The 26,937-nt window shown below is 47.4% G+C and carries 23 protein-coding genes; 14 read left to right on the top strand and 9 right to left on the bottom strand.

The genetic code is table 11. The features are described 5' to 3' along the window. The first annotated feature begins 163 nt into the window (after window positions 1-163). The 7 genes from L0Y31_RS13225 (at window position 164) to L0Y31_RS13195 (ending at window position 9,118) form a co-directional block, all read left to right on the top strand. Window positions 164-3,283 carry a SusC/RagA family TonB-linked outer membrane protein gene (locus L0Y31_RS13225; RefSeq protein ID WP_234733546.1) on the top strand — a complete coding sequence of 1,040 codons (3,120 nt, stop codon included), beginning with the start codon at window positions 164-166 and terminating at the stop codon, window positions 3,281-3,283. 45 nt (window positions 3,284-3,328) lie between these two features. After that, window positions 3,329-5,029 carry a RagB/SusD family nutrient uptake outer membrane protein gene (locus tag L0Y31_RS13220; RefSeq protein ID WP_234733545.1) on the top strand — a complete coding sequence of 567 codons (1,701 nt, stop codon included), beginning with the start codon at window positions 3,329-3,331 and terminating at the stop codon, window positions 5,027-5,029. Between the two features lie 218 nt (window positions 5,030-5,247). After that, on the top strand, window positions 5,248-5,694 hold the full coding sequence (locus L0Y31_RS13215) for a DUF2141 domain-containing protein (RefSeq protein WP_234733544.1): 447 nt from the start codon (window positions 5,248-5,250) through the stop codon (window positions 5,692-5,694). Between the two features lie 134 nt (window positions 5,695-5,828). Then, window positions 5,829-6,383, top strand: a complete 555-nt coding sequence (locus L0Y31_RS13210) for a hypothetical protein (protein ID WP_234733543.1) — start codon at window positions 5,829-5,831, stop codon at window positions 6,381-6,383. A gap of 412 nt (window positions 6,384-6,795) precedes the next feature. Next, window positions 6,796-7,587, top strand: coding sequence for a glycosyltransferase family 2 protein (locus L0Y31_RS13205; RefSeq protein WP_234733542.1), 792 nt, complete (start codon window positions 6,796-6,798; stop codon window positions 7,585-7,587). Beyond that, on the top strand, window positions 7,574-8,416 hold the full coding sequence (locus L0Y31_RS13200) for a glycosyltransferase family 2 protein (protein WP_234733541.1): 843 nt from the start codon (window positions 7,574-7,576) through the stop codon (window positions 8,414-8,416). Before L0Y31_RS13205 ends, L0Y31_RS13200 begins: the two co-directional genes overlap by 14 nt. A 9-nt stretch (window positions 8,417-8,425) precedes the next feature. Then, window positions 8,426-9,118, top strand: coding sequence for a glycosyltransferase family 2 protein (locus L0Y31_RS13195; RefSeq protein WP_234733540.1), 693 nt, complete (start codon window positions 8,426-8,428; stop codon window positions 9,116-9,118). Window positions 9,119-9,122: 4 nt separating this feature from the next. Here L0Y31_RS13195 and L0Y31_RS13190 read toward each other — a convergent pair whose 3' ends face one another. The 4 genes from L0Y31_RS13190 to L0Y31_RS13175 form a co-directional block, all read right to left on the bottom strand. Then, window positions 9,123-9,992 carry a glycosyltransferase family 2 protein gene (locus L0Y31_RS13190; protein ID WP_234733539.1) on the bottom strand — a complete coding sequence of 290 codons (870 nt, stop codon included), beginning with the start codon at window positions 9,990-9,992 and terminating at the stop codon, window positions 9,123-9,125. 42 nt (window positions 9,993-10,034) lie between these two features. Next, window positions 10,035-10,829 (bottom strand): methyltransferase, TIGR04325 family, encoded by a 795-nt coding sequence (locus tag L0Y31_RS13185; RefSeq protein ID WP_234733538.1) that lies wholly within the window; start codon window positions 10,827-10,829, stop codon window positions 10,035-10,037. 63 nt (window positions 10,830-10,892) lie between these two features. Next, window positions 10,893-11,321 (bottom strand): sugar 3,4-ketoisomerase, encoded by a 429-nt coding sequence (locus tag L0Y31_RS13180; RefSeq protein ID WP_234733537.1) that lies wholly within the window; start codon window positions 11,319-11,321, stop codon window positions 10,893-10,895. Between the two features lie 11 nt (window positions 11,322-11,332). Beyond that, window positions 11,333-12,178, bottom strand: a complete 846-nt coding sequence (locus tag L0Y31_RS13175; protein WP_234733536.1) for a glycosyl transferase — start codon at window positions 12,176-12,178, stop codon at window positions 11,333-11,335. Window positions 12,179-12,866: 688 nt separating this feature from the next. Here L0Y31_RS13175 and L0Y31_RS13170 point away from each other — a divergent pair. Together L0Y31_RS13170 and L0Y31_RS13165 are read left to right on the top strand one after the other, a co-directional pair. Next, window positions 12,867-14,159, top strand: coding sequence for an acyltransferase family protein (locus tag L0Y31_RS13170; protein ID WP_234733535.1), 1,293 nt, complete (start codon window positions 12,867-12,869; stop codon window positions 14,157-14,159). 579 nt (window positions 14,160-14,738) lie between these two features. Further along, window positions 14,739-14,987 carry a hypothetical protein gene (locus L0Y31_RS13165; protein ID WP_234733534.1) on the top strand — a complete coding sequence of 83 codons (249 nt, stop codon included), beginning with the start codon at window positions 14,739-14,741 and terminating at the stop codon, window positions 14,985-14,987. A 77-nt stretch (window positions 14,988-15,064) separates the two neighbouring features. Here the strand turns inward: L0Y31_RS13165 and L0Y31_RS13160 are convergent, their stop codons facing one another. Continuing rightward, complete coding sequence (locus L0Y31_RS13160) at window positions 15,065-15,457, bottom strand: helix-turn-helix domain-containing protein (protein WP_234733533.1); 393 nt, start codon at window positions 15,455-15,457, stop codon at window positions 15,065-15,067. 446 nt (window positions 15,458-15,903) lie between these two features. On the opposite strand from L0Y31_RS13160, the gene L0Y31_RS13155 reads away from it, so the two are divergent. Continuing rightward, window positions 15,904-16,158, top strand: coding sequence for a hypothetical protein (locus L0Y31_RS13155; RefSeq protein ID WP_234733532.1), 255 nt, complete (start codon window positions 15,904-15,906; stop codon window positions 16,156-16,158). Between the two features lie 721 nt (window positions 16,159-16,879). On the opposite strand, the gene L0Y31_RS13150 is transcribed toward L0Y31_RS13155, so the two are convergent. Continuing rightward, window positions 16,880-17,344 (bottom strand): Lrp/AsnC family transcriptional regulator, encoded by a 465-nt coding sequence (locus tag L0Y31_RS13150; protein WP_234733531.1) that lies wholly within the window; start codon window positions 17,342-17,344, stop codon window positions 16,880-16,882. Window positions 17,345-17,565: 221 nt separating this feature from the next. Between L0Y31_RS13150 and L0Y31_RS13145 the strand changes: the two genes are divergently transcribed. Both L0Y31_RS13145 and kbl read left to right on the top strand, forming a co-directional pair. Beyond that, a complete protein-coding gene (locus L0Y31_RS13145) occupies window positions 17,566-18,528 on the top strand; it encodes an NAD-dependent epimerase/dehydratase family protein (protein ID WP_234733530.1) in 963 nt (320 codons plus the stop codon). 4 nt (window positions 18,529-18,532) lie between these two features. Then, complete coding sequence (gene kbl, locus L0Y31_RS13140) at window positions 18,533-19,744, top strand: glycine C-acetyltransferase (protein WP_234733529.1); 1,212 nt, start codon at window positions 18,533-18,535, stop codon at window positions 19,742-19,744. Window positions 19,745-19,823: 79 nt separating this feature from the next. Here kbl and L0Y31_RS13135 read toward each other — a convergent pair whose 3' ends face one another. Further along, window positions 19,824-20,567 (bottom strand): nuclear transport factor 2 family protein, encoded by a 744-nt coding sequence (locus tag L0Y31_RS13135; protein WP_234733528.1) that lies wholly within the window; start codon window positions 20,565-20,567, stop codon window positions 19,824-19,826. A 311-nt stretch (window positions 20,568-20,878) separates the two neighbouring features. Beyond that, the gene (locus L0Y31_RS13130) at window positions 20,879-21,886 is read right to left on the bottom strand and encodes a LacI family DNA-binding transcriptional regulator (RefSeq protein ID WP_234733527.1); all 1,008 of its coding nucleotides are present in this window, start codon (window positions 21,884-21,886) and stop codon (window positions 20,879-20,881) included. Window positions 21,887-22,123: 237 nt separating this feature from the next. Between L0Y31_RS13130 and L0Y31_RS13125 the strand changes: the two genes are divergently transcribed. Both L0Y31_RS13125 and L0Y31_RS13120 read left to right on the top strand, forming a co-directional pair. Continuing rightward, a complete protein-coding gene (locus L0Y31_RS13125; protein ID WP_234733526.1) occupies window positions 22,124-23,497 on the top strand; it encodes a Gfo/Idh/MocA family protein in 1,374 nt (457 codons plus the stop codon). 93 nt (window positions 23,498-23,590) lie between these two features. Beyond that, on the top strand, window positions 23,591-24,712 hold the full coding sequence (locus L0Y31_RS13120; RefSeq protein WP_234733525.1) for a mevalonate kinase family protein: 1,122 nt from the start codon (window positions 23,591-23,593) through the stop codon (window positions 24,710-24,712). A 6-nt stretch (window positions 24,713-24,718) separates the two neighbouring features. Here the strand turns inward: L0Y31_RS13120 and L0Y31_RS13115 are convergent, their stop codons facing one another. Next, complete coding sequence (locus L0Y31_RS13115) at window positions 24,719-26,815, bottom strand: right-handed parallel beta-helix repeat-containing protein (RefSeq protein WP_234733524.1); 2,097 nt, start codon at window positions 26,813-26,815, stop codon at window positions 24,719-24,721. Window positions 26,816-26,937 lie beyond the last annotated feature (122 nt).

Genomic DNA, 26,937 nt, shown 5'->3' with positions numbered 1-26,937 from the left:
GCCCATTTTAGAGGATTCTACCTGCTTTTTATTCGTCTGTAATTACTACCGAATAAGGCTCTGCTGCTAGCCGCCCCGAAACTGAAACCCTGAGTTCAGTTTACCAACTGATTGCCCTACAACAGTACCTCAATTACCAACCAGATTCCTTAATCTTTACTGTATGAGTAACATTTCTTCTATTTCTCGTCATTCCTTCCCTATCGCGTTGGGAATGGCGATGATGGTGGCCTTCGGAAACGAAGCTGCTGCTCTGGCCCCTAGAAAGCCACTGGCTTCGGGAGCGATCGCGGGCATATTGGCGCAGGAACGTACCGTCAGTGGTCGTATTCTGTCCTCAGAAGATAACACCCCGCTGCCTGGCGTCAATGTGGCAATCAAAGGAACTACCCGTGGAACGACAACCGACGCAGAAGGGCGTTACCGTTTGGCTGTTCCCGATAATAATTCGGTACTTGTTTTTTCAGCGGTAGGCTTCACGGCCAAAGAAATGGTCGTTGGCAATCAATCCACCATTGACATTATACTGGATGCAGACCAGAAAACGCTGAACGAAGTTGTCGTCGTTGGCTATGGTACCCAGAAAAAAAGCCAGCTGACCGGTGCTATTACGCAGGTCACCGCCAAAGAAATTCAGGAAATGCCCATTACGAACCTGGGACAGGCCCTTCAGGGGCGGGCTGCCGGGGTCGACGTAACACAAACGGGCTCCAAACCCGGCACCGTGCCTACCATTCGAATTCGGGGCCGCCGCTCGTTCAGCGCCAGCAACGACCCGCTTTATGTGGTCGATGGAATTCCGCTTTCGGCTGGGTATGAAGACATGAACCCTAGCGATGTGGCCTCGATGGAAGTCTTGAAAGATGCCACCGCTACTGCTATTTATGGCGCTCGGGGTGCCAATGGTGTAGTGCTGATTACCACAAAACGAGGTGGTCAGAAAGGAAAAACAACCGTATCGTATGATGCCTACGTTGGGGTTTCTAAACCACTGGATAAACTCGAACTATTTAATGGAGCAGAATTTGCCGAATTTGTTCGGGAGTCATACAGAGCTACGGGTGGGTATAAAGATGCCAACGGTAATCCGGTTCCGACGGGCGTTGTCGATGCCTATGCCGACTCGAAAGTAGCCGTCCTGGGCGGTGACCCGGCCGTAGCCAAAGGGATTGCCAACGGCACCAGCACGGATTGGCAGGATTTGATCCTGAAAAATGGCTCAATGCAAAACCACTCCATTGGTATTCAGGGGGGTAGCGACCGGACTCAATTTTATATTTCGGCTGGTTACTTTAAAGACAAAGGTATTTCGGCGGGGCTGGATTATACCCGGTACTCACTGCGGGCCAATATCGACCACCAGGTCAATAAGGTTTTGAAAGTAGGGGTTTCATCGTATATGATGTATAGCCTTCGGAATGGCGAAAACCTCAACCCGTATCAGTTCACCATTCAGCAAAACCCGCTGGCTGCTCCGTATGATGATAACGGAAAGGTGATTTTCTCGCCAACCAACGACGCGCTGCTGACTAACCCACTGGCTGAAATTGTTCCGGGTGCCCAAATTGACGAAACCAAAAAGTACCGGATTTTCAACAGTATCTACGCCGAAGCCAAGATTTTGGACGGCCTAAAATACCGGGTTAACTTCGGTCCTGATTTCACGCTGGCTCGCTGGGGACGCTTTATTGGCGCTCAAACCAATGCCCGAAAAGGGGGTGATCCACAGGCTTTTAATGAAAACCGATTTAGTTTTAACTGGACGCTGGAGAACATTGTCAATTATACCAAAACGTTCAATGGCAAGCACAACCTGAACGTGACGTTGCTACACTCGATCCAGCGCGATAATTACGAGCGTTACCGGACAGACGTTCAGGGCGTTCCTGCTGAGTCTCAGGAGTTTTATAACTTAGGAGCGGCCAGCTCGGTTCAGGCTACTGCCAGTGAACTGATTCAATGGACGATAAATTCGTACATGGCTCGGGTTAATTACGATTTCAACGATAAATACCTGCTCACGGCCACAATTCGCCGCGACGGTTCGAGCCGATTTGGACAAAACACCAAGTACGGTAACTTCCCGGGAGTAGCGCTGGGCTGGAATATCAGCAACGAACCTTTCCTGAAAAACACAACCTGGATCGATCTGTTGAAACTCCGGGCTGGATATGGTATTGTAGGTAACCAGGCGGTTGCTCCTTACCAGACTCAGGGACTGTTGAGCCGGACTGCATACGCCTGGGGCAACACGTCGGCTTTTGGTTACCGTCCTAATACCATCGGTAACCCTGACCTACGCTGGGAAACGTCGGCAACGCTTAACTTCGGGCTTGATTTCAGTTTATGGAGAGGCCGTCTGCAAGGTTCGCTCGAATTATACCAAACTAACACAACAGCTCTGCTTCTGGCGGATCAGCTACCCGGTTCAGTCGGATTTAATTCGGTGACGCGTAATGTGGGCGAAACCCGCAACCGGGGTATCGAACTAGGCTTCACCACTGTAAACATCAACTCACCTTCCGGCTTTAAATGGTCTACTGATTTTACGTTTATGAAGAATACGGAGGCCATTGTGTCTTTGTACAATGGTAAAGTCGATGACATCGGGAACGGTTGGTTTATTGGTCGTCCGCTGAGCACGGTTTTTGATTACAAAAAGGTGGGTATCTGGCAGAAAGACGAAGCTGACAAAGCCAAATCGTATGCCAGCGAAGTGGGCCAGATTAAAATTCAGGACACCAACAACGATAACCGGATCAACGCCGACGACCGGGTTATTATCGGCTCGGATGTGCCTGACTTCAGCGCCGGTATTACCAACCGCTTATCGTTCAAAGGATTCGATCTGTCCTTCTTTTTCTACGGTCGCTTTGGTAACCTGATCCGGAGCGATTTCCACCGCAACCGGAACGCCCTGGCAGGTCGGTACCAGCAAATCAAGGTAGATTACTGGACTGAAAACAATCCAACCAATGAATTCCCACGGCCTAAGAGCAACCAGGAATTTCCGGTGTATAATTCCACCATATCGTATTTTGACGGAACTTTCGTTAAACTTCGTAACATCAATTTCGGCTATACCTTCAGTCCTACGTTCGCTAAAAAGCTAAGAATGGAATCTCTGCGGTTATATGCCAGCATTCAGCAGCCTTTCATCTGGTCAGAATACCGGAGCAAATACAACGGTGTTGACCCGGAAACAACGGGGCTGGCCCTGAGCGAAACGGGTATCGTACCGGCTACGTCAGTCACCACGTTCGGTCTGAATGTCCGTTTCTAATCTGAAAAACGAAGTTGAAAAAATACGTTTTAGCCATTAAAAGCAATGAGAATCAATACGATATATAAGTCAGTGAAAATTGTTGGCCTAGCGGCTATGCTGCTGCTGAGCCAGTCGTGCAAAGACGTTCTGGATGAAGAAATTGTGTCGGGAATTGGTAACGATTACATCAATACCACCAAGGGTTTTGACGACGCCGTGAAAGCGGCTTATTCTACCCTCCGATACTATTACGCTACCCAGCAGGGTTTGACCATGTCGGAGTTTGGGACGGATATTTACGCAACCGGCGCGGATGGAGGCTACAAAGGCTTTCACTTCTATGATGGTCAGCTGAACCCAACAGTCGATTATTTGGGCAACACCTGGGATGAACTTTATAAAGGCATCAACACCTGCAATGCCATCATCGATCGGGCGGCCAATGTAACCGGAGTTACCGACGCAACGAAGAAAATTCGGGTTGCCGAAGCGAAGTTTTTGAGAGCTCATTATTATTATCTCCTCTTCATGCAGTGGGGTGGTGTCGATCTGCGGCTCACCGAAACCCTGGTACCAACCAAGGAAACGAAGCGGGCTACAGATGCGGAAATGTATGCGGCGATCATCAAGGACCTTACGGAGGCCATTCCTGATCTGGAAGCCAAAGCACAATCTGCCGATTATGGCCGCGCGACAAAACCCGCTGCTGAAACGCTGCTAGCCAAAGTATACCTGGTGAAGGCTTATTCATCGTCCAAAGCAGCGGATGATTTTACCAAGGCCGCAGCGTTGTGTAAGACAGTAACGACGGCTTACGGGTACAAACTACTCGATGATTTTGCCAGCGTATTCGACGAAAATAATCAGGTAAACAGCGAAATTGTGTTTGCGGTGCAGTACTCGTCAGATCCCTTGTCGAACCTGACGAACAACATAGCCGCCGCCAACGGGGGCAATAACCTTCACCTCTTTTTTGGGATGCAGTACGATGTTCAGCCGGGCATGAAGCGGGACGTTTTTTACGGTCGTCCTTTCAAGCGGTTACGCCCAACGACTTACCTGATTAACACCGTTTTTGCGGATCGGGTCAATGACTCTCGGTACAAAAAAACGTTCCGTGATACCTGGCTGAGCAATAACCCGGGTACGAACCTTAACGCGGCTTCGTTCGATGATTCAAAAACGAAGGTAACGTTTGCCGCTGGTGACACGGCCATTTTCATTCCGGGCGTCGAGTGGACAAAAGCGCAACGGGCCGCTAAAAAGTATCAGGTGTTGGTGCCTAGCCAGTACAGTGAAGCCCTGTTCCCAACGCTGATGAAGTTCTTTGATACAAAACGCCCTGACTTAACGTACGAACCGGGTAGCCGTGACTTCTTCGTATTCCGGTTGGCAGATGTGTACTTGATGTTAGCTGAAGCGTCGCTACAGTCAGGAAATGTAGCGGATGCCGTTACGGCCATCAATGCGGTGCGCTACCGGGCGGGTTGGCCCGGTAAAAAAGATGCCATGTTGATTGCGGCGAAAGACATGACGTTTGAACTGATCATTGAGGAACGCGCCCGTGAGTTGGCCGGCGAACAAACGCGCTGGTTGGACCTGAAACGGTGGAATTTGCTGATTGAGCGGGTGAAAAAATACAACGCGCAGGCCGCCAACATTCAGAATTTCCACGTGTTGCGTCCGATTCCCCAAACGCAGATCGACCGCAGTGCCAAAGACGCTAGTGGCAAGTCTGTGTTTGCGCAGAATTCGGGTTATTAACGCCTGTATTTTAAAAAAGGATTTTATGCTGGCCGTGGCCATTCCCTTATAAACTCGGGAATGGCCACGGCCTTTTTACGTTCTGCTTTTTAGGAGACATTAAAATACGAATGGAAAGCTGTTTTTTCCAGGTTACACACGCTAGATCTGCTGGCGCACGAGCCGCACGAAATCATCAGATTTTGTAATATTGGCTAAAGTCCAGAATAATCTTTCTTATGACTATTTCAAACGCATTCTTAAAAACCGGTTTCATGACCTTTGCTTTCAGTTTATCTGCTTTTTTAGGACAAGCCCAGGTAGTAAACCTCACCATTTCCAACATTAAATCAGCAGAGGGTCAGATTTTAGTCGGCGTCTTTAAAGACCAGCAAAGCTTCAAAGATGAAAAACCGGCTTTCCGACATCGCTTTCCAAAGACCTCACTCAGTAATGGAGTCCTGAAAGTCCATCTCGACCTACCACCGGGTAGCTATGGATTTGCCCTGGTCGATGACGAAAATAAAAACGGAAAACTCGACAAGAATATGATAGGCATCCCCAAAGAAGGAATTGGTTTTTCTAACTTTTATTTATCAGGCATGAGTAAACCTTCTTTCAATGATTTCAAGTTTGAGGTTAAATCTCCCTCAGTAACCGTACAGTGTAAAATACGCAATTTCTAAGCCAGAGCCCCTCAGCCCCGGTAAGTAGCAAAAGCGCAGGTCTTGACCGATAAATAAATGACAATACTTTATTTAATGTTTTTATATACATTAGAGCCTGTTTTCATTTATTCATAAACTTTTGTTACTTTTTTATGAAATTTAAGTTCTATTTACTCGTAACTTCCTTATTTGTATCCACTCTGGTTGGCTGCTCGAAAAAGGATGATTCAGTTAGCCCCAACAACACGGCTGAGCTTTTGGCACGTAAGTGGGAATTTGTCGAATTCAAGGTTAAAACCGATGCCAAAACGTATACCATCCCGAGTAAAGATGCACCCGTATTTGGCGATGACAACGTACTAACAATCAATAAAAACAATACTTATACCGTACTTGATTACGGACAAGTTGTAACCGGCAAATGGGAGCTTTTCAACAACGATAAGACATTAACGTTCATCGCTGAAGATGACGACTCTGATCGAATGACCTTTACGATTAACAGCATCAGCAAGACTGATATTGATCTATCCAGTCTCAATGTAGATGTCGCTAAAGTCAATATGTCCTCTGAAGAATATAACGCAGCTGCTCTTTCCGCATTGACTTTATTATCTATTGATAAGGACTACGGTGGAACTGTTGATTTTTCTAAAGAACCCAAGTACAAAACGTTACAGATGTTATTCAAAGCAAAGGCATTATAAGGCTACTATTTACCTCACAAGAAAGCCCCGGAGACACACTCCGGGGCTTTCTTGTGAGGTACTACTTCTAAGAAAAGGCTAGCCTCTAACACGTTTTCACCAACCAACTCCACTTATTCTGGCAAAATCTTTATCAGAATCAGTTACACATGAATTTTTTGAGTATAATTGCCTAAAAAAATATAGGTTTATACTTAGAACTTTATGTCAAATTTCTATATTTGCATAAGTTAATTAGAATAACACATACTTTTATCTTCTTCATGAATTATTACTTAACTTCACCAACCGCCGGTCTACACCAGGCCAGGAATAGACGTATTTTCTGGGAAAAAGGATAAAAAGTTGCGTGTGCTAGTTGGCACTCGGTGACTTTGCGCATGATATGCATCTTTAAGAGACAACGAATTGAATGTTGGTTCCCAGAACGTCCCTGATAATTTCTACCTATAATTGGCCCGCTGCCCTGAAACATTGCCTGACAAGCGCGGCCCAGCAAAAGGTTCTTCCTGACGACGTGATCATCGCTGACGACGGCTCAGGCGAAGAGACGCGCGCCCTGATCGAAGAAATGCAACCGCATTTCCCCGTTCCGCTCGTACATGCGTGGCACGACGACCTGGGTTTTCGCAAGGCCGAAATTCTGAACAAAGCGGTGAAACAGAGTTCAGCCGACTACCTCATTCAGGTAGATGGCGATGTGATTCTGCATCCACTTTTTGTCAAAGACCACCTGGTCGCAGCCGAGCCGGGCACGTTTGTTAGAGGTACCCGGGCCCGATTGACGGCCACCCGGACAGCCGAATTGCTAGGCAGCCCCAGTCCTACCCTGCATTTTTTTTCGAGCGGGGTTTACAACCGGCTGAATGCGCTGCGCCTACCCGCCCTGAAATCGCTCGGTGAACGAAAGGAAATGAAATGCCGCAACGTACGGGGAAGTAATCTGGCCTTCTGGAAGTCTGACTTTATTCGCGTGAATGGTTACAACAATGATTTGCAAGGCTGGGGACACGAAGACGAAGAACTGGCCGCCCGATTCATTAACAATTCCATTATCAAGAAGATCATTAAACTAAGTGCTATCCAATTTCACCTCCATCATGATGAATTACAAAAGGAAAACGAACCTTTTCACTCGAAAATAGTCGAAGAGGCCATCATTAACAAAGTCAAAACCTGTCGTAACGGATATGGCCGCAGTTAACTCGAAACGTGGAATAAAAACGACCCTTATTATTTCAACTTACAACTGGCCGGAGGCCCTGCACCTTTGTTTACTTAGCGTTTGTCGCCAGTCTGTGCTTCCCGACGAAGTGATCGTTGCCGATGACGGTTCGACGATCGAAACGTACTCGCTGATTGAGCGCATGAAGGCGCACTTTCCCATTCCCCTGATTCACGTATGGCAGGAAGATGAAGGTTTCCAACTGGCCAAAATCCGTAACAAGGCCATTGCCCGCGCTTCCCACGAATACATCATTCAGGTAGACGGCGATCTGATTCTTCATAAACATTTCGTTCAAGATCACCTTGACCTCAGCAAACCAGGCACATTTATTACCGGGAGTCGAGTCCTGATGAATGATAAACTGTCTGAACGACTGCTTCGTACGAAAAAAACCAGCACCGGTATTCTGGCCCTGGGTATTAGTAACCACACGAATCGGTTCCAGATAAAATTTTTGCGAGACTACTTCGCTGATCGCTATAAACCCAACGACATCAACAAGTTAAGGGGCTGCAATATGGCTTTCTGGCGCGCAGACCTCATCCGCATTAACGGCTATAACGAAGAGTTTTACGGCTGGGGAAAAGAAGATAACGACATTGCAGCCAGGCTTATGAATGCCGGCCTCAAGAAAAGAACCATCAAATTTGGAGGAATCGTTTTCCACATGTATCACCCGGAACAATCCCGGACTCGGTGCCCGGAGAACGAAAGAAAACTGGCACTTACCATTGCCAATAAGGTCGTTTACTGCAACATGGGTGTCAACCAGTACAGTGATGAGCGCGTGGCTGTTCTTGTGTAATGCTTGCCCATGATTTCTATTATTTTAGTTACCCGCAACGCCGCTACCTGCTTGCAAAGATGCCTCGATAGTATCTTTCAACAATCCTATAGTGATCTGGAAATCATCGTGATGGATGGTGCCAGCACCGATGGGACAGTAGCCATTCTTCAAGCGAATTCTAAAAAAATAGCTTTCTGGAAGAGCGAAAAAGACCGGGGAATTTATGACGCCATGAATAAGGCCCTTGACCATGTCAGGGGCCAATGGGTTTATTTTATTGGTGCGGATGACGAACTTACCCCAGAATTTTCAAAATTAGCCGAAGCCCTGGAAGACCCCGGAGCGATTTATTACGGAAGCGTCTGGAAGAATCGTCAAAAATATCTGGGGCAGCTCTCGGCCTATCACCACGCCAAAACCGGAATTAACCACCAGGCGATGATTTACCCCGCCAGTGTCTTTCAAAAATACCGTTTCAATACGGCTTACCCCATTTCTGCCGATCACATTCTGAACATGTGGTGCTGGAAAGATCAGGACTATCGCTTCGAATTCAGGGATTATGTCATTGCGACTTTTAGCCACACCGGCGTTTCCTCCCTGCACAAAGATCAGCTCTTCGAAAAGCGAAAAGCCACCTTCATCTTGCAGAATTACGGGCTGGCGATCTGGTTGCGCTTCCTGTTCAAACGACTAAAAGCAACCCTTGCCGCTTCTTAACCAGTTATCGCTTACTCAACACAAAACCCCGCGCCCGGTCAAACACGATCTTTTTGGGCAACTTTAACACTTTTAGCGCCATTCGCTCCCGCCACTTTCTGAATGGAAACAGGCGGACCAGCCCCATCATCAGGCGGCAATACCAAAAATAAGCTTCATCGCCAGTCTGTTTCCGCTCCTGCGTCAGCAAAGCCTGCACCTCATCCAGGTAGGCTTTTCTTTGATCAAGACTCTTCTGGTTTTCGTTTCTAAGCCGAAAGCCGCCGAGCAGAAAGGAGGTGGTGTACAGTGTGTCGTAGCGAAAAAACCGAAGCCAAAGCTCAAAATCAGCGGCCAACGAATAGTCTAAATTGACAAAGCTACCTGCCTCTTCCCACAACGTCCGCTTCCAGAAAACAGATTCCTGTTGAATAAACTTGCCCTGGTAGAAATACAGGCGCCACTTAGACCACCGTTGCTGGTACGGCTCCTCTTCATAGACAAAAGGCTGGCCCTCTTCGTCAAAAAAGGTATTGCTGCCCATGATCCACCGCACGTGCTCAAACCGTTCAAAAATAGCCGCCGCCGTAAAGAGGCTTTTTTTGTGGTACATGTCGTCGGAATTAATCCAGGCCATGACCTCACCGGTCGATCTCGCAAAGCCTTTTTGTAGGGCGTGGTAAAGGCCGTTGTCTGGTTCGCTTACCCAATACGACAGCTGTTGCTCGTATTTTTTAATGATAGCCACGGAATCGTCTGTGCTGCCGCCATCAATGATGATGTATTCCAGATTGGGGTACCCTTGTCTAATCACCGAAAGTATGGTGTCTTCCAGGTATTTACCTTGATTAAACGAGGGCGTAATTACAGAGATTTTGGGGAAAGACGCAGGCATACTAAATCAGGCAGCTTCTAAAAGCACGGTGCTAGCCAACCGTCAATGCTTTTTAACCAGAAAAAAGCCCTTTTCGTAGCCGATGGGTTCATGATCGATGTCAACAACCGCCTCGCCTTCCACGTAGGTCTTGAATTCCGCTTTAATCTCATACTCCCTGGCAAAATGCTTTAAAAAGCCCACTTCGTTGAAAAACCAGGTCGGATACGAGGCTTCATAAATGTTCGGCCAAACTTTCTGAACCGTCAGTCGGTCTTTGCTTTCCTTGACGAAAGCAGTGCGGTCGAACAGGATTGCTTCGAAACCGTGGGCAGTCAGGCTATCCAGAAAACGGTGAGGGTCGGGCAGGTACTGGACAACGCTGGAAAGAATAATCAGATCCACGGGATAGGCCGCCAGGCATTCATCAATCGAGTGAAAGAATTTAAGCACTTCATCCTCAAAAAGCGCCTGGCCGCAGGCAATGTAATGCTCCTGCTCCACAATGCTCCAGCTAGCACAAACGCGAGGCGTCAAAAACTCTTTCACCTGGAAATAAGTGCTTCCCAGCGAACCGCCAAAGTCAAGTATGTGCAACGGAGCTTCTTTCTGAAGGGCGGTATGCAGCAGAAAGGAAATTAGCGGAAAGGGATATTCTTTTTTGTCGAAAAGTACCGAATCCCGTTCATAAACGGCTTCTCTACGCTTCACTTTCAGCAGCGCCTCCTTGGTCTTTTCCAGAATATTTTCTTTTTCGTACCCATCGGCCACCGCAGAAGCGTCCTGCCAGGATGAATAGCGACCAAACCATCCGTACTCCGGCTTATTCCGCTTCTTTCTCCGTAAATAATTAATCACATGAACGACATTAAGTTTCCTACAATCCTCTTTCCCGCTGTAAATCAGTCGTGTAAAAGCACGTTACAGAAATGCAACTTCCCGCTCTAAAAGGCGAGTAGCCGCTTTTAGAAACTGATCATCTCGGTAATCATAAGGCTCGTAGATATAATCCTGCGGATCAAAGTGCTCGGAAGCCAATACCATCAGGATGGCGTCTTCGCTAAAATCAAACATTTGATGCCAGTCCTCCGGCTTAAGCAAAAGGCATTTGTCAGCCGAATCCAAGACAAATTCTTCCTGAACTCTATTATTATTATTATAAATCGTACAGCTTCCTCGCAGGCAAATAGCGGCCTGGATCGTTGTTTTATGCCTGTGACCACCCCGAACAGAGTCATCGACACCGTAAATATAAAAGATACGCTTTATTGAAAAAGGGACTACTTTTTCAATGACAGTGAGATTACCGCGTGCATCGGTAAATGTCTTCAGATTAATTAAGTGGGCCACGAAGATAGTAGTTAGTAAAGCTTGCTTTGTTTATAATAATTCTTGTAAGAGCCTGTGAGTAAAAAATTCGTCTTTCGACCTAAGTTGGTTTTTACCCAACTTAGCGAAAACAAAGGTTCATGGAAAACAGTCGCCTGGTCGAGCAGTCTGATTTTCTTTTCGGCAACCGCTAGCGACCGGACATACGGCCGGTATACAAAGTCAATCGCCTCTTTTTTCAGCTTATACTGTTCGTCGGTAAGCCGGAAAACTTGGTCAATGCAGTACCGGAAATCGTGAAAATGGTAAAAAACGAGCGGCTGTTCTTCCAAAGCAGTTTTAACCCAGACCCGACCTTCTTTTTTCTGATACGTATATTCCTGGTTATTCCAGGGAGCCACGCCGCCGCCAATGTGCTTCAGAACGTGTACGCCTTCAAAGCGCGTTGTCCAGTCATCGAGGTATTTCTGATCGCCAAATTTACCGTCTTCAAAACGTCGGTAACACCAGGCCAGACAGGCTTTGCGCCACCAATCCAAGGCTTCGAGTCCGGCGGGAGTACGCTTAAAGGTGATGAACTGAACACAATAGATGCCGCTTAACGCCGACTGGTCATGCGCTGCGCTATAACGATGCTCCGTAATAAGGACCGAAGCCTCCCCCATTTCATCCGTCAGCACTTTTGGATCGGCAAAGAATAAAAGGTCGGCATCGATGTAGGTGCAGTGATCCAAGGAATACGTGTGAATACAGTACCAGATTGTAGACGACGTACAGGTCCAGCAATATTCGCCCGCCGTGCGGTCAGCTTTTACTGCCAATAGCTCCTCGTTTTCAAATTCGCTGAGGGAAATGACCGTCGCGTGCTTTAGGTCCATATCTTGGAGCACCCTGTGACAGTGGTCATCAAAAGCAAATACATACAGGTGGAAGTCTGCGCATTGCTCAACCAGGGAGAAATACATAGCCAGGCCCCGCGAGAGGTACGCCGAATTAAACAGAGTACAGAAATACTGCATTATAACTCAAAAATATAGTCCAAGCTGACGGTCATCTAAACTACGAATAAAAATCGCCTTGTAGGACTTTTATCGAAAAAACTATTCTAAAAACCACAACAAAGCAAAGAAACAAAGCTTAGCGAACAAGTCTTTTAAGAATCATTTGGTATACAAATCTAGTAAAACTACTCAATAGTTCGTCTGGTGCATTTTACTTCCCGTTTGATTTAAGGATACTTTAATATACACCATGACTTATACTAGGGTCAAAGTGACTTTTTCTGATTCGCCCGGAAATTGGTTGTGGCCTATTTGACATTTGATCTGATCCAATTAATTTAGGACATTGCTACCATCATTTACAGCTCCTTATCGATTTAAACTTGTACCCAAACGTAATGCGTTCCGCCCTGAAGACGGCCCTTTCAATGGCTCTAGACCGATTGAATGCAAGTGGCTATCTTATCTCTTTGCCGTGTCTCCTGGCTGATCAAAGCACCTCCCCCAATGGTGTCTGGAAAACCGTTAGCCTACCACCTTGTGTAAAGTTGACGCACTCCTAACGATGGTCTTCTTAAAAAATATTCAGTCTGCTCTGGCGAAAACCTTTCAGTTTCCCGATGCCTCCAAGCGAATTCTAGGCCTGGACATGCTCCGAAGCCTGGCTATTTTGATGGTACTGCTTTCGCATGGATTCCCGCTAATTAACCACTGCATCCCGGGCATCTACCGGGTTTTGCTCATCGATGGTGTCGATTTGTTTTTCGTCCTGAGCGGGTTTCTCATCGGGTCTATCATCATTCGGCAATTTGTGGGTTTTACCCACTTTACTCCGGCCCTCATCCTGGGCTTCTGGAAGCGGAGGTGGCTCAGAACCCTGCCTAACTATTATGCCATTCTGCTGGTAGGACTACTGCCGGTGTTGGTGCTGGGACCGGTTTTGTTTAACAAACCGATTTACCTCAAGATCGACGTCTGGACTAAATACATCATCTTCTCGCAAAATCTCTTGACAGCCCATCCCACGTTTTTCAGCGTAGCCTGGAGTCTGGCCGTTGAAGAATGGTTTTATTTGAGCTTGCCCCTGTTGCTGCTTTTCTTCCGTAAAATCGCCGGACCTTCCTCCCCGAAGCAGTATCCATTGATGGCTACCATCGCCTCTGTCTTGCTGCTGGGGCTGGCGTTTCGGTTGTATAAGTTTTCCCAGGAAGGCACCTTGACTCTTTCCGACTGGGATAGCCAGGTCCGCAAGGTCGTTGTTTTTCGCCTTGATTCGCTGATGTTCGGTGTTTTGGGGGCTTACACCAAGTATTATTTTGAGCCATTGTGGAAAAAGTACCGGCACTCTAGTCTGGTTGCTGGGCTTCTTATCCTCAGCCTGCTGTACCAACACAATCAGTCGTTAACTACTGGGCCAGTCAGCTTGTTCACCTATGCTTTTCTCTTCACCGTTAACAGCGGGGGCATTTTGCTTATCCTGCCTTTCTTTGACCAGCTAAAATCGCTACGACCGACCCCGGGCCTGAATGTGATCGCCAAAGGCATTACTACCTTCAGCATCATTTCGTATTCGCTTTATCTGGTGCATGACTTTCTGATTTTAGACAAGATCAAAAAAGTGCAGCCATATCTGGGGGTGTCTTATTTTCAGAGCACCCTTGTTAGTTTAAGTATCTTTTCGCTCTATCTGGTTCTTTCGGTGGCCGTATCGCTGGGGCTTTATAACTGGCTGGAAAAACCCATCATGAACCGGCGCGAAAAGGAGTTATTACCTCAGGAGGAGCCCGCCCTTACTATGCCTCAATTGATTATCCAACTATCCGAATCCGAAAACGTCACCCTCGAAAAAGCGGTCTAGACTACACTCACTTACGCGTTTTTAGCGGAAATTAGTATACAGGAAGATGTATGTGTAGCGTTGTAAAATACAGGAATACTTCAACGGTAACAACAACTCAGCTTGTTTGCTTGGGAAATATTTAGAATAAATAGGAATCAATTCTGAATATTTCCTATTCAATAAGCGGAATGCTTATTTAGTTGTAGTAATTCTTGCTTAGGTTACTATTCTATACTCAACACCACACCTGTTATGGAATTTCTACAGACTAGTCCTCCACTCGTCGCGTTTATCGCGGGCGTCTTTATTGGCTTCTTTTTTTGTCTGATTCTTGCGGCTCTACTTTGGGTATCTTTTCGGCAGGCTAAAGAAAATCCAGACTCTACCCTAAAAAAATCATCTGCTGCTTCGCTACCTACTCAACGCAAAAAATTACCAAAAATTTCTTAATCTACTTATTCCTGCCTCAACGTCCATTCAATCAGATTAGTAGTAATTACTCAAAATTTTTGCTACTTTAATGGGTTATTTATTAACACTTAGTAAATTTTAATTAACCATTTGGTTAGCTAAAGGCATCAAGCCGACCGATCGTCTATGCTCTACATTTTTACCCTTGTAGGTCCTGTTCTGCTCTTTTGGGGACTTTCCCGACGCTACTATTTAAAAAACCGAAATCAACAAAAGTTACAAAAAGCCTATTTTGAAGCATTGGCTAGCGGCGACAAGGGCCGAGCTTGGCTGATGGGTAGGCTGTATTACTACGAATTAAGAAACGGCCAAATAACACCGCAGGATGAGCAAAACCTCGAACAAGATATACTAACGATGAAAGAAGTCGCTTAGCAGGTGGTATCAAGATGTAAATCCGAAGTTGCTGCGCTTTCTTCACAAAAATTTTAACTTAATACCGAAAAGCTTACTCAATTTCCTGATTTCAGTCTTCTTCGAATCGTATCAAAACTAGCCATAAATTCAAGGTGCTGGTCCATTTCCCGGTAGGCTTTGGAAATGCCCACCGCCTTGGCACGTTGCTTAAGCTCCTGAAATAAAGGCTCCGGAATGGCAATTGGCTTATTTCCCCGGCCTGGCTGGTCCATCAGACGTTCTATGCCACCCTCTTCAAATCGATTAAGCCAGTTGTAGATTGTGCGCCGATGCACCGAAAATACTTCAACTAACTCACTGACAGTCATCCCATAATGGTGAAACAAGATACATTGACAACGATTAACGAGTTGGGGTGGCGTATCAACTGCCTGGATAATTTGTCGCAATAACTGAATTTGATCAGAATGCAGCTCTATTGAACGCATAATTAATTTAATTTTTGAGGAAGTTTTAGCTAAATGGCAACGCATAGGCTCATCTCAATGGATTTTAATCGTGAACCCTATATTATATACGTTTATTTTCGCCTCTTAGTTTACCTTTTAATCAATAGTTATACCAAAAATTTCGTTTGTCCGTAAAAAGCTCTCGTTTATAGCATTTTTTTTATTTATGAAGGGAGTCTGAGCATTTGGCAAGATTCTTGAAAACCTATTGCCGAAAGTGCTTTGATTAAAATTTCTTAATCCGGGGGTGATTTAATGTGGGCTTAATTTAACAGCAGTACCTTACGACCGCATTCCTATATTCTATATACGAGCTTGATTGCGACCTATTTGTGTTGGGAACATGATGTTCACTGGATGAGCAACTTTATCTATAATTAATTTACTCTTTCTTTGATTCCGTTCACTCCAGTCTAAGGTACTTGATGACTATCTATTTTTCTGCCCGCACGCCTAAAAACGAACTGCGACAATATACCTACTCAGCAGATCATCTTGAAGCCTTGATTGAAGCGGTAAACATGATCGTCAATACCGGCAATACGTTAATAAGCGTATACTTAAAATCTGAAACGGATGTCTTGACCTTGCTGCCCGTCGAAGCCTTTGATGGCAGCCCCATTGCGATTCACCTCATCCAACTACAAAAGTCCTGGGAGCGCCTTCTTGCTTGCAACTAAGCTATCTTAAAGCCCCTTGTGCACCCCTATTTGCCTGCTTCTTTCTTATTTACCTGAACACTTTCTTTTCTGGAAAGCACACATCAATGCGGTTAACAAAATCTAACTCGTTTTGTTACCATTAATTATTTTCTGGAAACATGCATGAAAAATTATGCATCTATTTTTCAAGACGCTTCTGTAATCAAGGCTCTACGAAGAAATATCTTGTCTGATAATTACCTGTGGCTGCTTTTGAGCTAAAATCCAAAATGCTTTCTCAATCGTATATAGCCGCTCCTATGGGAATTCACTAAGTTACTCTTAATCCTTTGGCGTTACTTTCAGCTTCTTTTTAGAAAACGAATTGGTGAGACGAAAATGATGCATTACTTGAGTTTTATTTGAGCCGGAAGCCATACATGACCAATGTAAGCGTCAGAAAAATGGGCATAAATTGCCTAAATGCCTTTTTCCTTACTGTGGGAAAGTCATCGTAGTAGTCTGCACTTCCCTTATTTTTTTGCTTTTTTCCCGACCCCGTGTAGGCTACAGAGTCAACAGGTACTGTTACCAAGCTATCCCGTGTTACTGGAAGCCCCTGAGAAAAAGCAGAGGTTGTTACTAATAACGCCAAAATTATAACTAGTATTTTCAAGGCTACCCTTAGTCGATTTCTCTTTAAGACCCTTTTTTGGCATTATGGTCACCTTGAATAGTTAAGGATCGTTTTTGTGGCCACTTAATTGATCGGATAACCTAAGTTATGCTTGATTTCTTTTAATACAAACGTGCTGTTCAGCGTACCGATATTTTCTATCTCTGACAGCTTGTATTTGACAAAGTTGTGGTATTCGTCCAGGCTGGCAACGTGAATTTTAAGGAGAAAATCAACTTGGCCGGCCATGTGGTAACACTCCTGAACTTCTTCCAGTTTTTTTATTTCCTCTTCGAATTTATCAATAAATGCCTTGTCATGATGGCGCATGGAAACTTGGCAAAAGGTGGTAATCGGCTGGCCAAGCAGGTTTTTGTCCAGCACGGCAATGTACTGTTTGATGTACCCGAGCGTTTCCAGCCGCTTGATTCGCTCATAAATCGGCGAGAGCGTTAAGCCAAGTCGGGAGGCCAGTTCTTTAGTGGTCAGCTTTGCATCTTCCTGCAACAATCTGAGTAGCTTTTTATCAATTTCGTCAATCTGCTCCATGTACCGAAAATTTTTCTTTTAGCACTTAAATCCCTTGACCAGAATAAGCAAATATTACTCCTATAATCACCTTATCCAATAAAATTAACGGATTATTAGCACTATTTTACTAAAATAATCTGCTTTTGTAACTTTGTGCCATAATAAAAGCACATAATCAACAAGCTAAAGCAACCGCTTAGCTAGAAGTTACCTGTTTTCACAGATCTAACGAATTTACGATGAAGCGCGAAACCATTTTAGTCATTGGTGCTAACGGGCAAATCGGCACGGCACTTCTGCCCAGACTCCAGGAAGCTTTCGGCTTTAACCACGTCATTGCGGCCGACTTAAGGCATCCTAAACAGGAACAGGGACGGTTTGAGTTACTTGATGCAACCAAAATCGACGAACTGGCTACCCTTGTTCAACGTAATCGGGTTACTCAAATCTATCATTTAGCCGCAGTCCTGTCTGCCAAAGGCGAAACCGACCCACTGTGGGCGTGGAACCTGAACATGCAAACGCTGCTTAACGTCCTGGAAGTATCCCGGCAACAGGGAGTAAAAAAATTGTTTGCTCCTAGTTCAATCGCGGTTTTTGGCGAACAGGCTCCGAAACTCGAAACCCCACAAACCACCGCTCTGGACCCAGCCACGGTCTACGGAATCAGCAAGGTGGCCGCCGAAAACTGGTCGTTGTATTACCACAAACGTTACGGGCTGGATATTCGCTCGCTGCGGTATCCGGGCGTTATCAGCTACCAGTCCATGCCCGGCGGCGGTACGACCGATTATGCCGTGGCCATTTTTCACGAAGCGGTTCAGGGCAATTCGTACGACTGTTTTCTGGCGGCTGACACCCTGCTGCCCATGATTTACATGGACGATGCTCTACGCGCCACGCTGGAACTGATGGAAGCTCCCGCAGACCAGATTAGCGTTCGTACGTCGTATAATTTAGCCGGTATGAGCTTTACGCCTGCCGAGCTAACTGCTTCGATTCAAACCTATTTCCCCCACTTCATCACCAACTATAAACCGGATTTCCGGCAGGGAATTGCAGATTCGTGGCCCAAAACCATCGACGATTCTGTTGCCCGACAGGATTGGGGCTGGAAACCCGCCTACAATTTGCCCCGCATGACGGAGGAAATGATTTCCCAGCTTTCAGCCATCTATCAACCGCTTGTCCAAACGCACTAAAACCATGTACGGAACCATCCAAGAAGAACTCCGGCAGGAGCTTGACGCCATCAAAGAAGCCGGATTGTATAAATCAGAACGCATTATTGTCTCTCCCCAATCGTCGGTTATTGCCATTCACGATGGACGGGAGGTGCTTAACTTCTGCGCCAACAATTACCTGGGCCTTTCGTCGCACCCCGCCGTTATCGAAGCGGCTCACCAGACCCTGAATAGCCACGGTTTCGGGATGTCGTCGGTCCGGTTTATTTGCGGTACGCAGGATATTCATAAAGAACTGGAACGAAAAACGGCAGAGTTTGTCGGCGCGGAAGATTGCATTCTGTATGCGGCGGCTTTCGACGCGAATGGTGGGGTTTTCGAGCCGCTGCTCAACGAATCTGACGCCATTATTTCGGATGAACTCAACCACGCTTCGATCATCGATGGCATCCGTTTGTGCAAAGCGAAACGTTTCCGGTACAAGCATAACAACATGGCCGATCTGGAGGCGCAACTGCAAGCCGCTTCGGGCAGCCGGCGTAAACTAATTGTTACCGACGGCGCGTTTTCGATGGATGGCACCATTGCCCAACTTGACAAAATTTGCGATTTAGCCGATCAATACGGTGCGATGGTTATGGTGGATGAATGCCACGCCAGCGGTTTTCTGGGTAAAACGGGGCGGGGCACGCCGGAACATTGTAATGTGCTGGGTCGGATCGATATTATTACTGGTACGTACGGAAAAGCCTTAGGCGGTGCGTCGGGTGGCTTTACGGCGGCCCGCAAAGAAATTGTTGACATGCTGCGTCAACGCTCTCGGCCTTATCTTTTCTCGAATACGTTGGCTCCTTCGATTGTCGGCGCTTCGTTGAAGGTGCTGGAAATTCTGCAAGGCTCGACCGAGCTGCGCGACAAACTGGAATCGAACACCCAGTATTTCCGGCAGGCCATGACAGCGGCTGGTTTTGATATTCTGCCCGGTGAGCACCCTATTGTGCCGATTATGCTGTACGACGCGCCACTGGCGCAGGAGTTTGCGGCTCGCCTGTTGCAGGAAGGTATCTACGTCATTGGGTTCTTCTATCCCGTTGTGCCACAGGGCAAAGCCCGGATTCGAGTGCAGATTTCAGCCGGACACGAACCGGAGCATTTGCAAAAAGCCGTCGAAGCCTTTACCAAAGTGGGCCGCGAACTGGGTGTCATTCCAGCCAGCCAAACCACAGTGGCTTAACCGCATTTGACAGCCAAAATTCTATTAACTAAAAATCCGGCTACCACGTCTTAACAACGGGTAGCCGGATTTTTTAGATTTAATCAGGTAAGATTTGTTGTATACTCCACTGTTCCACAATCTTCCGATTACGCAACCGAAAAATATCGAAAAGCAGACCTCGGCTCTTTGTTGACTTCACTTCCGCCTGAACCACCACAAAATTACCCTCAGCAATAATCCGGTTGACTTTTTCGACCGAAAACAAAGGCGCTTCCTGCCTGATGTACGCCTTTAACCCTCCCAGTCCATTCTCGATTTCGGGTTTATGTTGCACCAGATCAGCGGTGACAAAATCAGCTAGCCCGCTAACCTCCCGATCAACGAATACCTGCTGGTAAAAGGACTGCACAAGCTGCTTATTTTCCACCGTTAAAGCTAAATCCTCAATTTCCAGCGCTCCATCCAGCAAGGGATGGCCATTTAACGTCGTTTCGGGTTGATCCTGGATGGCATCCCAGTGCTCAGCCACTTTTCCATGCTGAAAACGGAAGACATCGACTACCGCCTTTTGTTTTTCGCCCCAATCAAAGCTGAGATTCGTTACCACATAATCGCCTTCGGCAATCAAGCGCATGAAAGGCTTTGTTGGCGCGGCTGGTTTGGGCATCTGTTTCATGGCGTGAAGTGCCTCCAAAATACCGGCTTTTCCCGGCTTTATGCCCGGACTGTGCTGAATGTAATCCTCGGCAATTATTTCCTGAGCAAAGGCAATGTCGCCCTGCCCTACGGCTCTCCGATAAAAATCACGGATGAGCGATTTATTGATTTCTGACTGCTGCATAACGAATGGATGAGCGATTGTTTCGTAACAGGATACACAGCGCAGCGAAACGCACGGTGTCCATGCCGAAACAGTGAAGTTTTACTTTAAAGAAGGAAATGATGAGAAGGTGGCCTCACTAGGCAGGCAAACCGAAGCCGGACACTGTGTGTAGCACAGTGTAACCGAAAGCCTTACCAATGGAAGGTAAGCCTGCCTAGCGCAGCGAGTCGTATGTAATGCAGCCGATTGTCAAGGCTGTAAATGTAAAAAAAATTAGAGAAAACTTAACCCAGCCCTTTGTTTCAACTGATCAGTTGATAACAAATTTTTTATCCTCTGATAATCAACTCCGGCTCCAGAATGATCTTCTGCAAATCGGTGGGTGCTATTTCGCCGCTAATAACCCGCAACAAAATCTCCGCTGCTTTATAGCCTATTTTCTGGGGGTGCTGCTCAACCGAAGCCAGCGGCGGGTGCTCCAGATACTTGTTCCAGCCTATATTGGCGAAACTGACAAAAGCAATATCCCGATTGACCGATAGTCCGTTCAGACGGCACGCCTGCATGGCATCCAAAGCTACGTATTCGTTAAAGGCCAGCACCGCATCAGGACGCGTTTCGCCGTTCAGTAACTGGTTCATCTTTAAAAATGCGTCCTCCGTTGTCAGGTCAACTCGTTTGATCAGTGCATTTTCGACGGGCAGACCTTCTTCGAGTAATGCCGTAATATAGCCCCGGTAGCGTTCTTCACTAGCCACCAGCGCGTGGGGGCCATTTAAAAAGGCAATTCGTTGGTAGCCGCGCTGGGCCAGCCACTTGGTCGCTTCGTAAGCCCCTCGCTCGATGTTGCAACTCACCTGATGCGCCGCCAGGTTCGGCGGAATCCGATCAAAAAGCACCACGGGAATCTGGCGATCAATCAATTCCTGAATGTGGTCAAATTGCGCTGTTTCGGCGGCAACTGACAGTAACACGCCATCGACCCGATTGGAAGCCAGTACGTTCAGAATTTGTTTTTCCCGCTCAAAATGATCGTGCGATTGATACAGCGCCACGGTAAACTGGTGGGCAAAAGCCAACTCTTCTACACCGTTGATCACATCCGCAAAAAAATTCTCTCCGGCTTTAGGCAGAACCACCCCAATGACCCCCGTTTTTCCCCGTTGCAGGTTACGGGCGGTAGTGCTCGGCAGGTATTTTAGCTTTTCCGCCAAAGCACGGATGGCCTCCCGGGTCTGGATGCTGATGCGCGGATGATTCTGCAACGCACGGGAAACCGTAGACGGTGACACGTTTAACTGGCGGGCAATTTCCTTGATCGTAACGACTTCTTTCATTCATCTGGCGTGTTCAGCCTTCCAATTTACCGTTTCCTGCCTGGAGGAGCAAATTTCTTCCAATTTGAGCAAACGTTTGCGCAACCAAGAACAAACGTTTGTTCACGCCAAAGTTACATGAACTATGATTTATATAATTGAATACGCTATTGCTTTCGCGCTTCTTTTTCGCCAAATTTCGGTATCCTATTCAGTTAAAAAAAGCCTTTTTAAGGCGGCATCCGTCCTTAACTCATCATGTCTATCTCATCCCGCAGAACCTTCCTGCGTACTGCCGCCCTGAGCACGGCTGCCGTACCGCTTTTACCTTCCTTATTTGAGTCTGCCAACGCCCAGACACCCTCCGCCCTAGCGAAAGTTCGGCTGGCTTTTATTGGCGTTGGGGCACGGGGACGTGGCCATGTTCAACAGGCACTTTACCGGGATGATGTTGTTATTACGGCCATTTGCGATCCTGATCCGGAAGCCATCAGCCGTACCAATGCCCTAATTGCGAAAAAAGGCCGCCCGGCTCCGGTAGCTTACACCAAAGGCGACGAAGCGTTTCTGGACATGCTCAAACGCGATGATATCGACGGCGTGGTTATCGCAACGCCCTGGGAATGGCACGTTCCAATGGCCGTTGCCACCATGAAGGCGGGCAAATACGCGGGCCTCGAAGTATCGGCGACCGTGACCCTGAAGGAGTCGTGGGATTTGGTGAATACGTTTGAAAAAACGGGTTCGCACTGCATGATTCTGGAAAATGTCTGCTATCGCCGCGACGTGATGGCCGTCCTGAACATGATTCGTCAGGGTTTGTTTGGCGAGATGACTTACGCGCATTGTGGCTACCAGCACGACCTACGAAACATTAAGTTTAACGACGGAAAATCCATTGGTGGCGTTGGCGCCGAATTTGGCGAAAAAGGCTATTCCGAAGCCCGCTGGCGGACGCAGCACTCCGTGGATCGCAACGGCGATTTATACCCAACTCACGGCCTGGGGCCCGTTGCTCACTGGCTAAACATCAACCGGGGTAATCGTTTTATGCACCTTACTTCCATGGCTACCCAATCGCGCGGCCTGCATAAGTACGTAGTGGACAAAGGCGGCCCCAACCACCCGAATGCGAAGGTGAATTTTAAATTGGGTGACGTAGTAACCACCATGATTCAGTGCGCCAATGGCGAGAATATCGTCATTATGCACGACACCAACTCGCCCCGCCCCTATTCGCTTGGTTTCCGGGCGCAAGGCACGCAAGGCATCTGGATGGACGATGGGCATACTATTTATCTCGAAGGCGTTAGTCCTAAGCCGCACCAATGGGAACCGTTTACGGCCTATCAGGAAAAATACGACCACCCACTCTGGAAACAACACGCCCAAACCGCGCAGAATGCCGGCCACGGTGGTATTGACTTCTTCGTACTGCGCGCCTTTATCGAATCCATTAAACAGCAAGTGGCTCCGCCCATTGACGTATACGACGCCGCTGTTTGGAGCGCCATAAGTCCGTTATCGGAGAAAAGTATTGCTGAGGGGAGTAAGCCTGTCGAGATACCGGATTTCACGCGGGGCAAGTGGAAAACCAACAAGCCAATTTTCGCCCTGAATGACGTGTATTAATTAGACTCAACAATATGTTCAGACAGCAATAGGTGCCAACTCTTCGCGAAACCAGCGGCGTTGGCACCTATTGCTGCGCTAAAAATGAAACCAATGAATTCCACCTTTTCGCCTCATTTCCCGGTATCGATTTCCACGCCTGGCCGCATCTGCCTTTTTGGTGAACATCAGGATTACCTGGGTCTGCCGGTTATTGCCGCTGCGATATCGCGTCGCATTTCGATTGTTGCCGAGCCAATTACAACGCCCGAAGTACGGCTGCTTTTACCGGATATTGACGCCAAAGAACGCTTTCCGCTGACGCCTCTCCCCCTGCCTTACCAACACGAGCGCGACTATTTTCGCAGTGCAATCAATGTACTTTTTCGGGAAGGGTTCCGCTTTTCAAATGGGATTAAAGGCGAGGTAAGCGGAAATATTCCAATCAATGCCGGGACTTCCAGCTCGTCGGCGTTGCTAATTACCTGGCTGAATGTTTTAGCGCAATTGGCCGATGAGCCTCAGGAACTGACACCCAAAAGGCTGGCGGAGCTGGCCTATAAAGCTGAAGTTCTGGAATTTGGTGAGCCAGGCGGCATGATGGACCACTACGCAACGGCGGTAGGCGGTGTTATTTATCTGGAATCGAAACCTACTATCCATGTCGAAACGTTTCAGCCGAAGCTAGGGGCTTTCGTATTGGGCGACTCGCTCGAACCGAAAGATACCATCGGGGTTCTAAAACACGTCAAACTGGGCATGTTGCAGGCCATGAATAAGATCAGCCAGTTCGACCCTTCCTTTTCGCTCCACACGTTTCCCCAGAATGCGGCAGATACGTATCAGCATTTGCTAACCCAGGCGGAGTTTTCGCTCTTCAAAGGCAACCTCTCCGACCGGGATGTTCTGCGGGAGGCGCTGGCCATGTTCCGGCAAGGGCGCATCGATCACCATTCCTTGGGCAATCTGCTTAACACCCACCAGACCAGCCTTCGGGATGCCAAGCTGGTTTCTACGCCTAAAATTGACCGCATGATCGACGAAGCGCTCCGGGCTGGTGCCTACGGCGGCAAAATCAACGGTTCCGGCGGTGGTGGCTGTATGTTCGCCTACGCTCCCGAAAATCCAGAGGTGGTTGCCGAAGCCATCGAACGGGCGGGCGGCAAAGCCTATATCATCTGGGTCGATCAGGGAACGATTATGCACTCGAACACAGTACCCGGATTAATTAGTTAAGGCGGCTCACTTAGCCGCTTTTTCTTCCAGTTCTGCCACGGTTTGGTCAAATTTTTGCGCGAGAACCGGATCAAAAAGAGCTTTGTCTTTCCAGTCGCGGTTTCCGTAGACCCCCGCCTTCTCGTAGTTGAACGGCTTGAAATTTATAGCTTTCAAGACGGAGTGATTTTTAGGTTGAAAATCAAAATGGGCCGGATCCACAAACGTTGGATCCGCGATCACGGAGTTTTTATCTTTTCCACTCGCTTGCCATTCCTCGAACGACATTTTTGCCACTTTATTGGTCAAACCGCTGGTATTCCAGTAACAATTATAATCCGCTGTAAAATTGACCTTATCCCAGCGATTGCCCACCAAAAAACCTTTGCCGTAATAAATAATGTTATTCGTAAAGGTAAACGAGTTGTGGTCTTCTACCCGCGTTGCTTCCAATTGAGCCCGAAGCTGGTTGGCAAAAATGTTATTACGAATCACGTTGTTTTTGCCGTAATGCTGGTGAAATCCGGAGCTTTTACAGGCATAAACCAGATTATTTTCCATTGTAATCCCCGTCGATCCCTCGTCCGTGTAAAGTCCCCAGCCACCGTAGGTATACGAATAAATATGATGAATCAGGTTATTGCTCACGGAAGTACCCTCTGATAAGCCCAGCGTATAAACACCGCCCATATCGCTCAGAACACCCCACCCCAGATGGTGTATGTGGTTGAACTCAATTTTATTCCGCTTAGTCGGGCTGGAGCCATACCCCCATACCCACCCTACTGAGATTCCTGAATACCGAAAGTCACCAATGTCATTATGGGTCAATATGTTATCACTCGCATTGAAAATAATTAAGGCTACGGCGCAGGGAAGGACATGCCCTCCCGAGTGGAAAATATTGTTGTTCACCGTGATGTTTTTCGTCAGGTTAACCTCTTGTTTAGGCGCTTGAATCGGGCCGATTTTCACCGCCCCCGCTCCTAGATCGTGTAGGTAGCAGTGTTCCACTTTCCCCTCCGAACAGGCGTTTCTAAACCAGATTCCATTGGAACCAGTATGCGCAATTTCGCAGTTCACAAACTGAATTTGACTGGCGTAATCAACCATAATCGTCGCCTCAATGGCAGCGGCGGCCTGCATGGGTTCATTGCCGGTAGGCGGCATGCTATAGCCCGAAATCTGGAAGGAAAGATTCTCGAAAATCAGGTTTTCAACGCGTTGGCTCTCTGTTCCCTGGATAATTAGAAATTGCTCAAGATACGGCGCAAAGCAGCTTACATTCGCCAGCGATTCGCCGGGCCGGGGATGATAAAACAAAACACCTGCCTTGTCCAGATACCACTCGCCAGGCGCGTCCAAGGCGGATTTCACGTTTTCAATCGTGAAAAGGGTGTTGGGTGTTAGCTTGTTCCAGGGCTTCATTCCGTGGCCAGTGATGTAAACAGCCGAATCCTGGACGCTAAAACGAAGAGGTCTTTTTCGGGTGTTATCCCAATTATGGTAAAACGTAAAAACAGCCTCATCAATCTCTTTTCGGGACAGTTTAGCCAGCAAAGATACCTGCTCTGGATGCAAACTAATCTTTTGGGTAGCCGAGTCGGCCACTCGTCCTTCACCCTGTCGAATAGCTGTTTCGGAAATGGCTTTTGGCTGATAGAAGCCCTGATTTGGATATTGCGCTCGAATCGCCCGCTGCCCATTGACAAACAATTGCTCAAAGGTCTGCCCGCCCGGCACCGACGCTTTCCAAAGGCTATCATTCACTTTTTCAAATTCACTGATTGGAAAGCCCCCGTAAAAAACCGGGTGGTCGCCTTTCCGGGCAGTATAAACAATGGGAGCTTCAGCCGTGCCACCGTCCTCCGCGCTTAGCCGCAACGGTTCCGTCATGAAATAATCGCCTCCTAGCACCACTACTTTCATTGCTTTTGCCTTGGTATTTCCTTGTCGCAGCGAACGCACTTTATCGCGCGCGCCCTGCAACGAAGCCAGGGGCTTTTTTAAGGTTCCCGGATTGGCGTCATTGCCGGTGGGCGAAACATAGATTGTCTCGGCAAAAACAAAAGCCCCACTTAGAAAGAAGAGCAAGCTAAGGCAAAAGGCAGCGAATTTGTTCATTACTTCTTTAGGGTTGGGGCTAGCTTGACGATACTCGGCTAAACATGGCAGCGATCACCTATAAAAGCGCGCAGGTTTCGTTTTTTCCTTTCTCCGCCTAATTTTTCCTACAATTTGGTCAA

It is taken from the genome of Tellurirhabdus bombi, assembly GCF_021484805.1.
In the GTDB taxonomy this organism is placed as follows: domain Bacteria; phylum Bacteroidota; class Bacteroidia; order Cytophagales; family Spirosomataceae; genus Tellurirhabdus; species Tellurirhabdus bombi.
The sequence above is the reverse complement of the archived record's forward strand: the minus strand, read 5'-3'. Positions and strand labels throughout refer to the sequence as shown.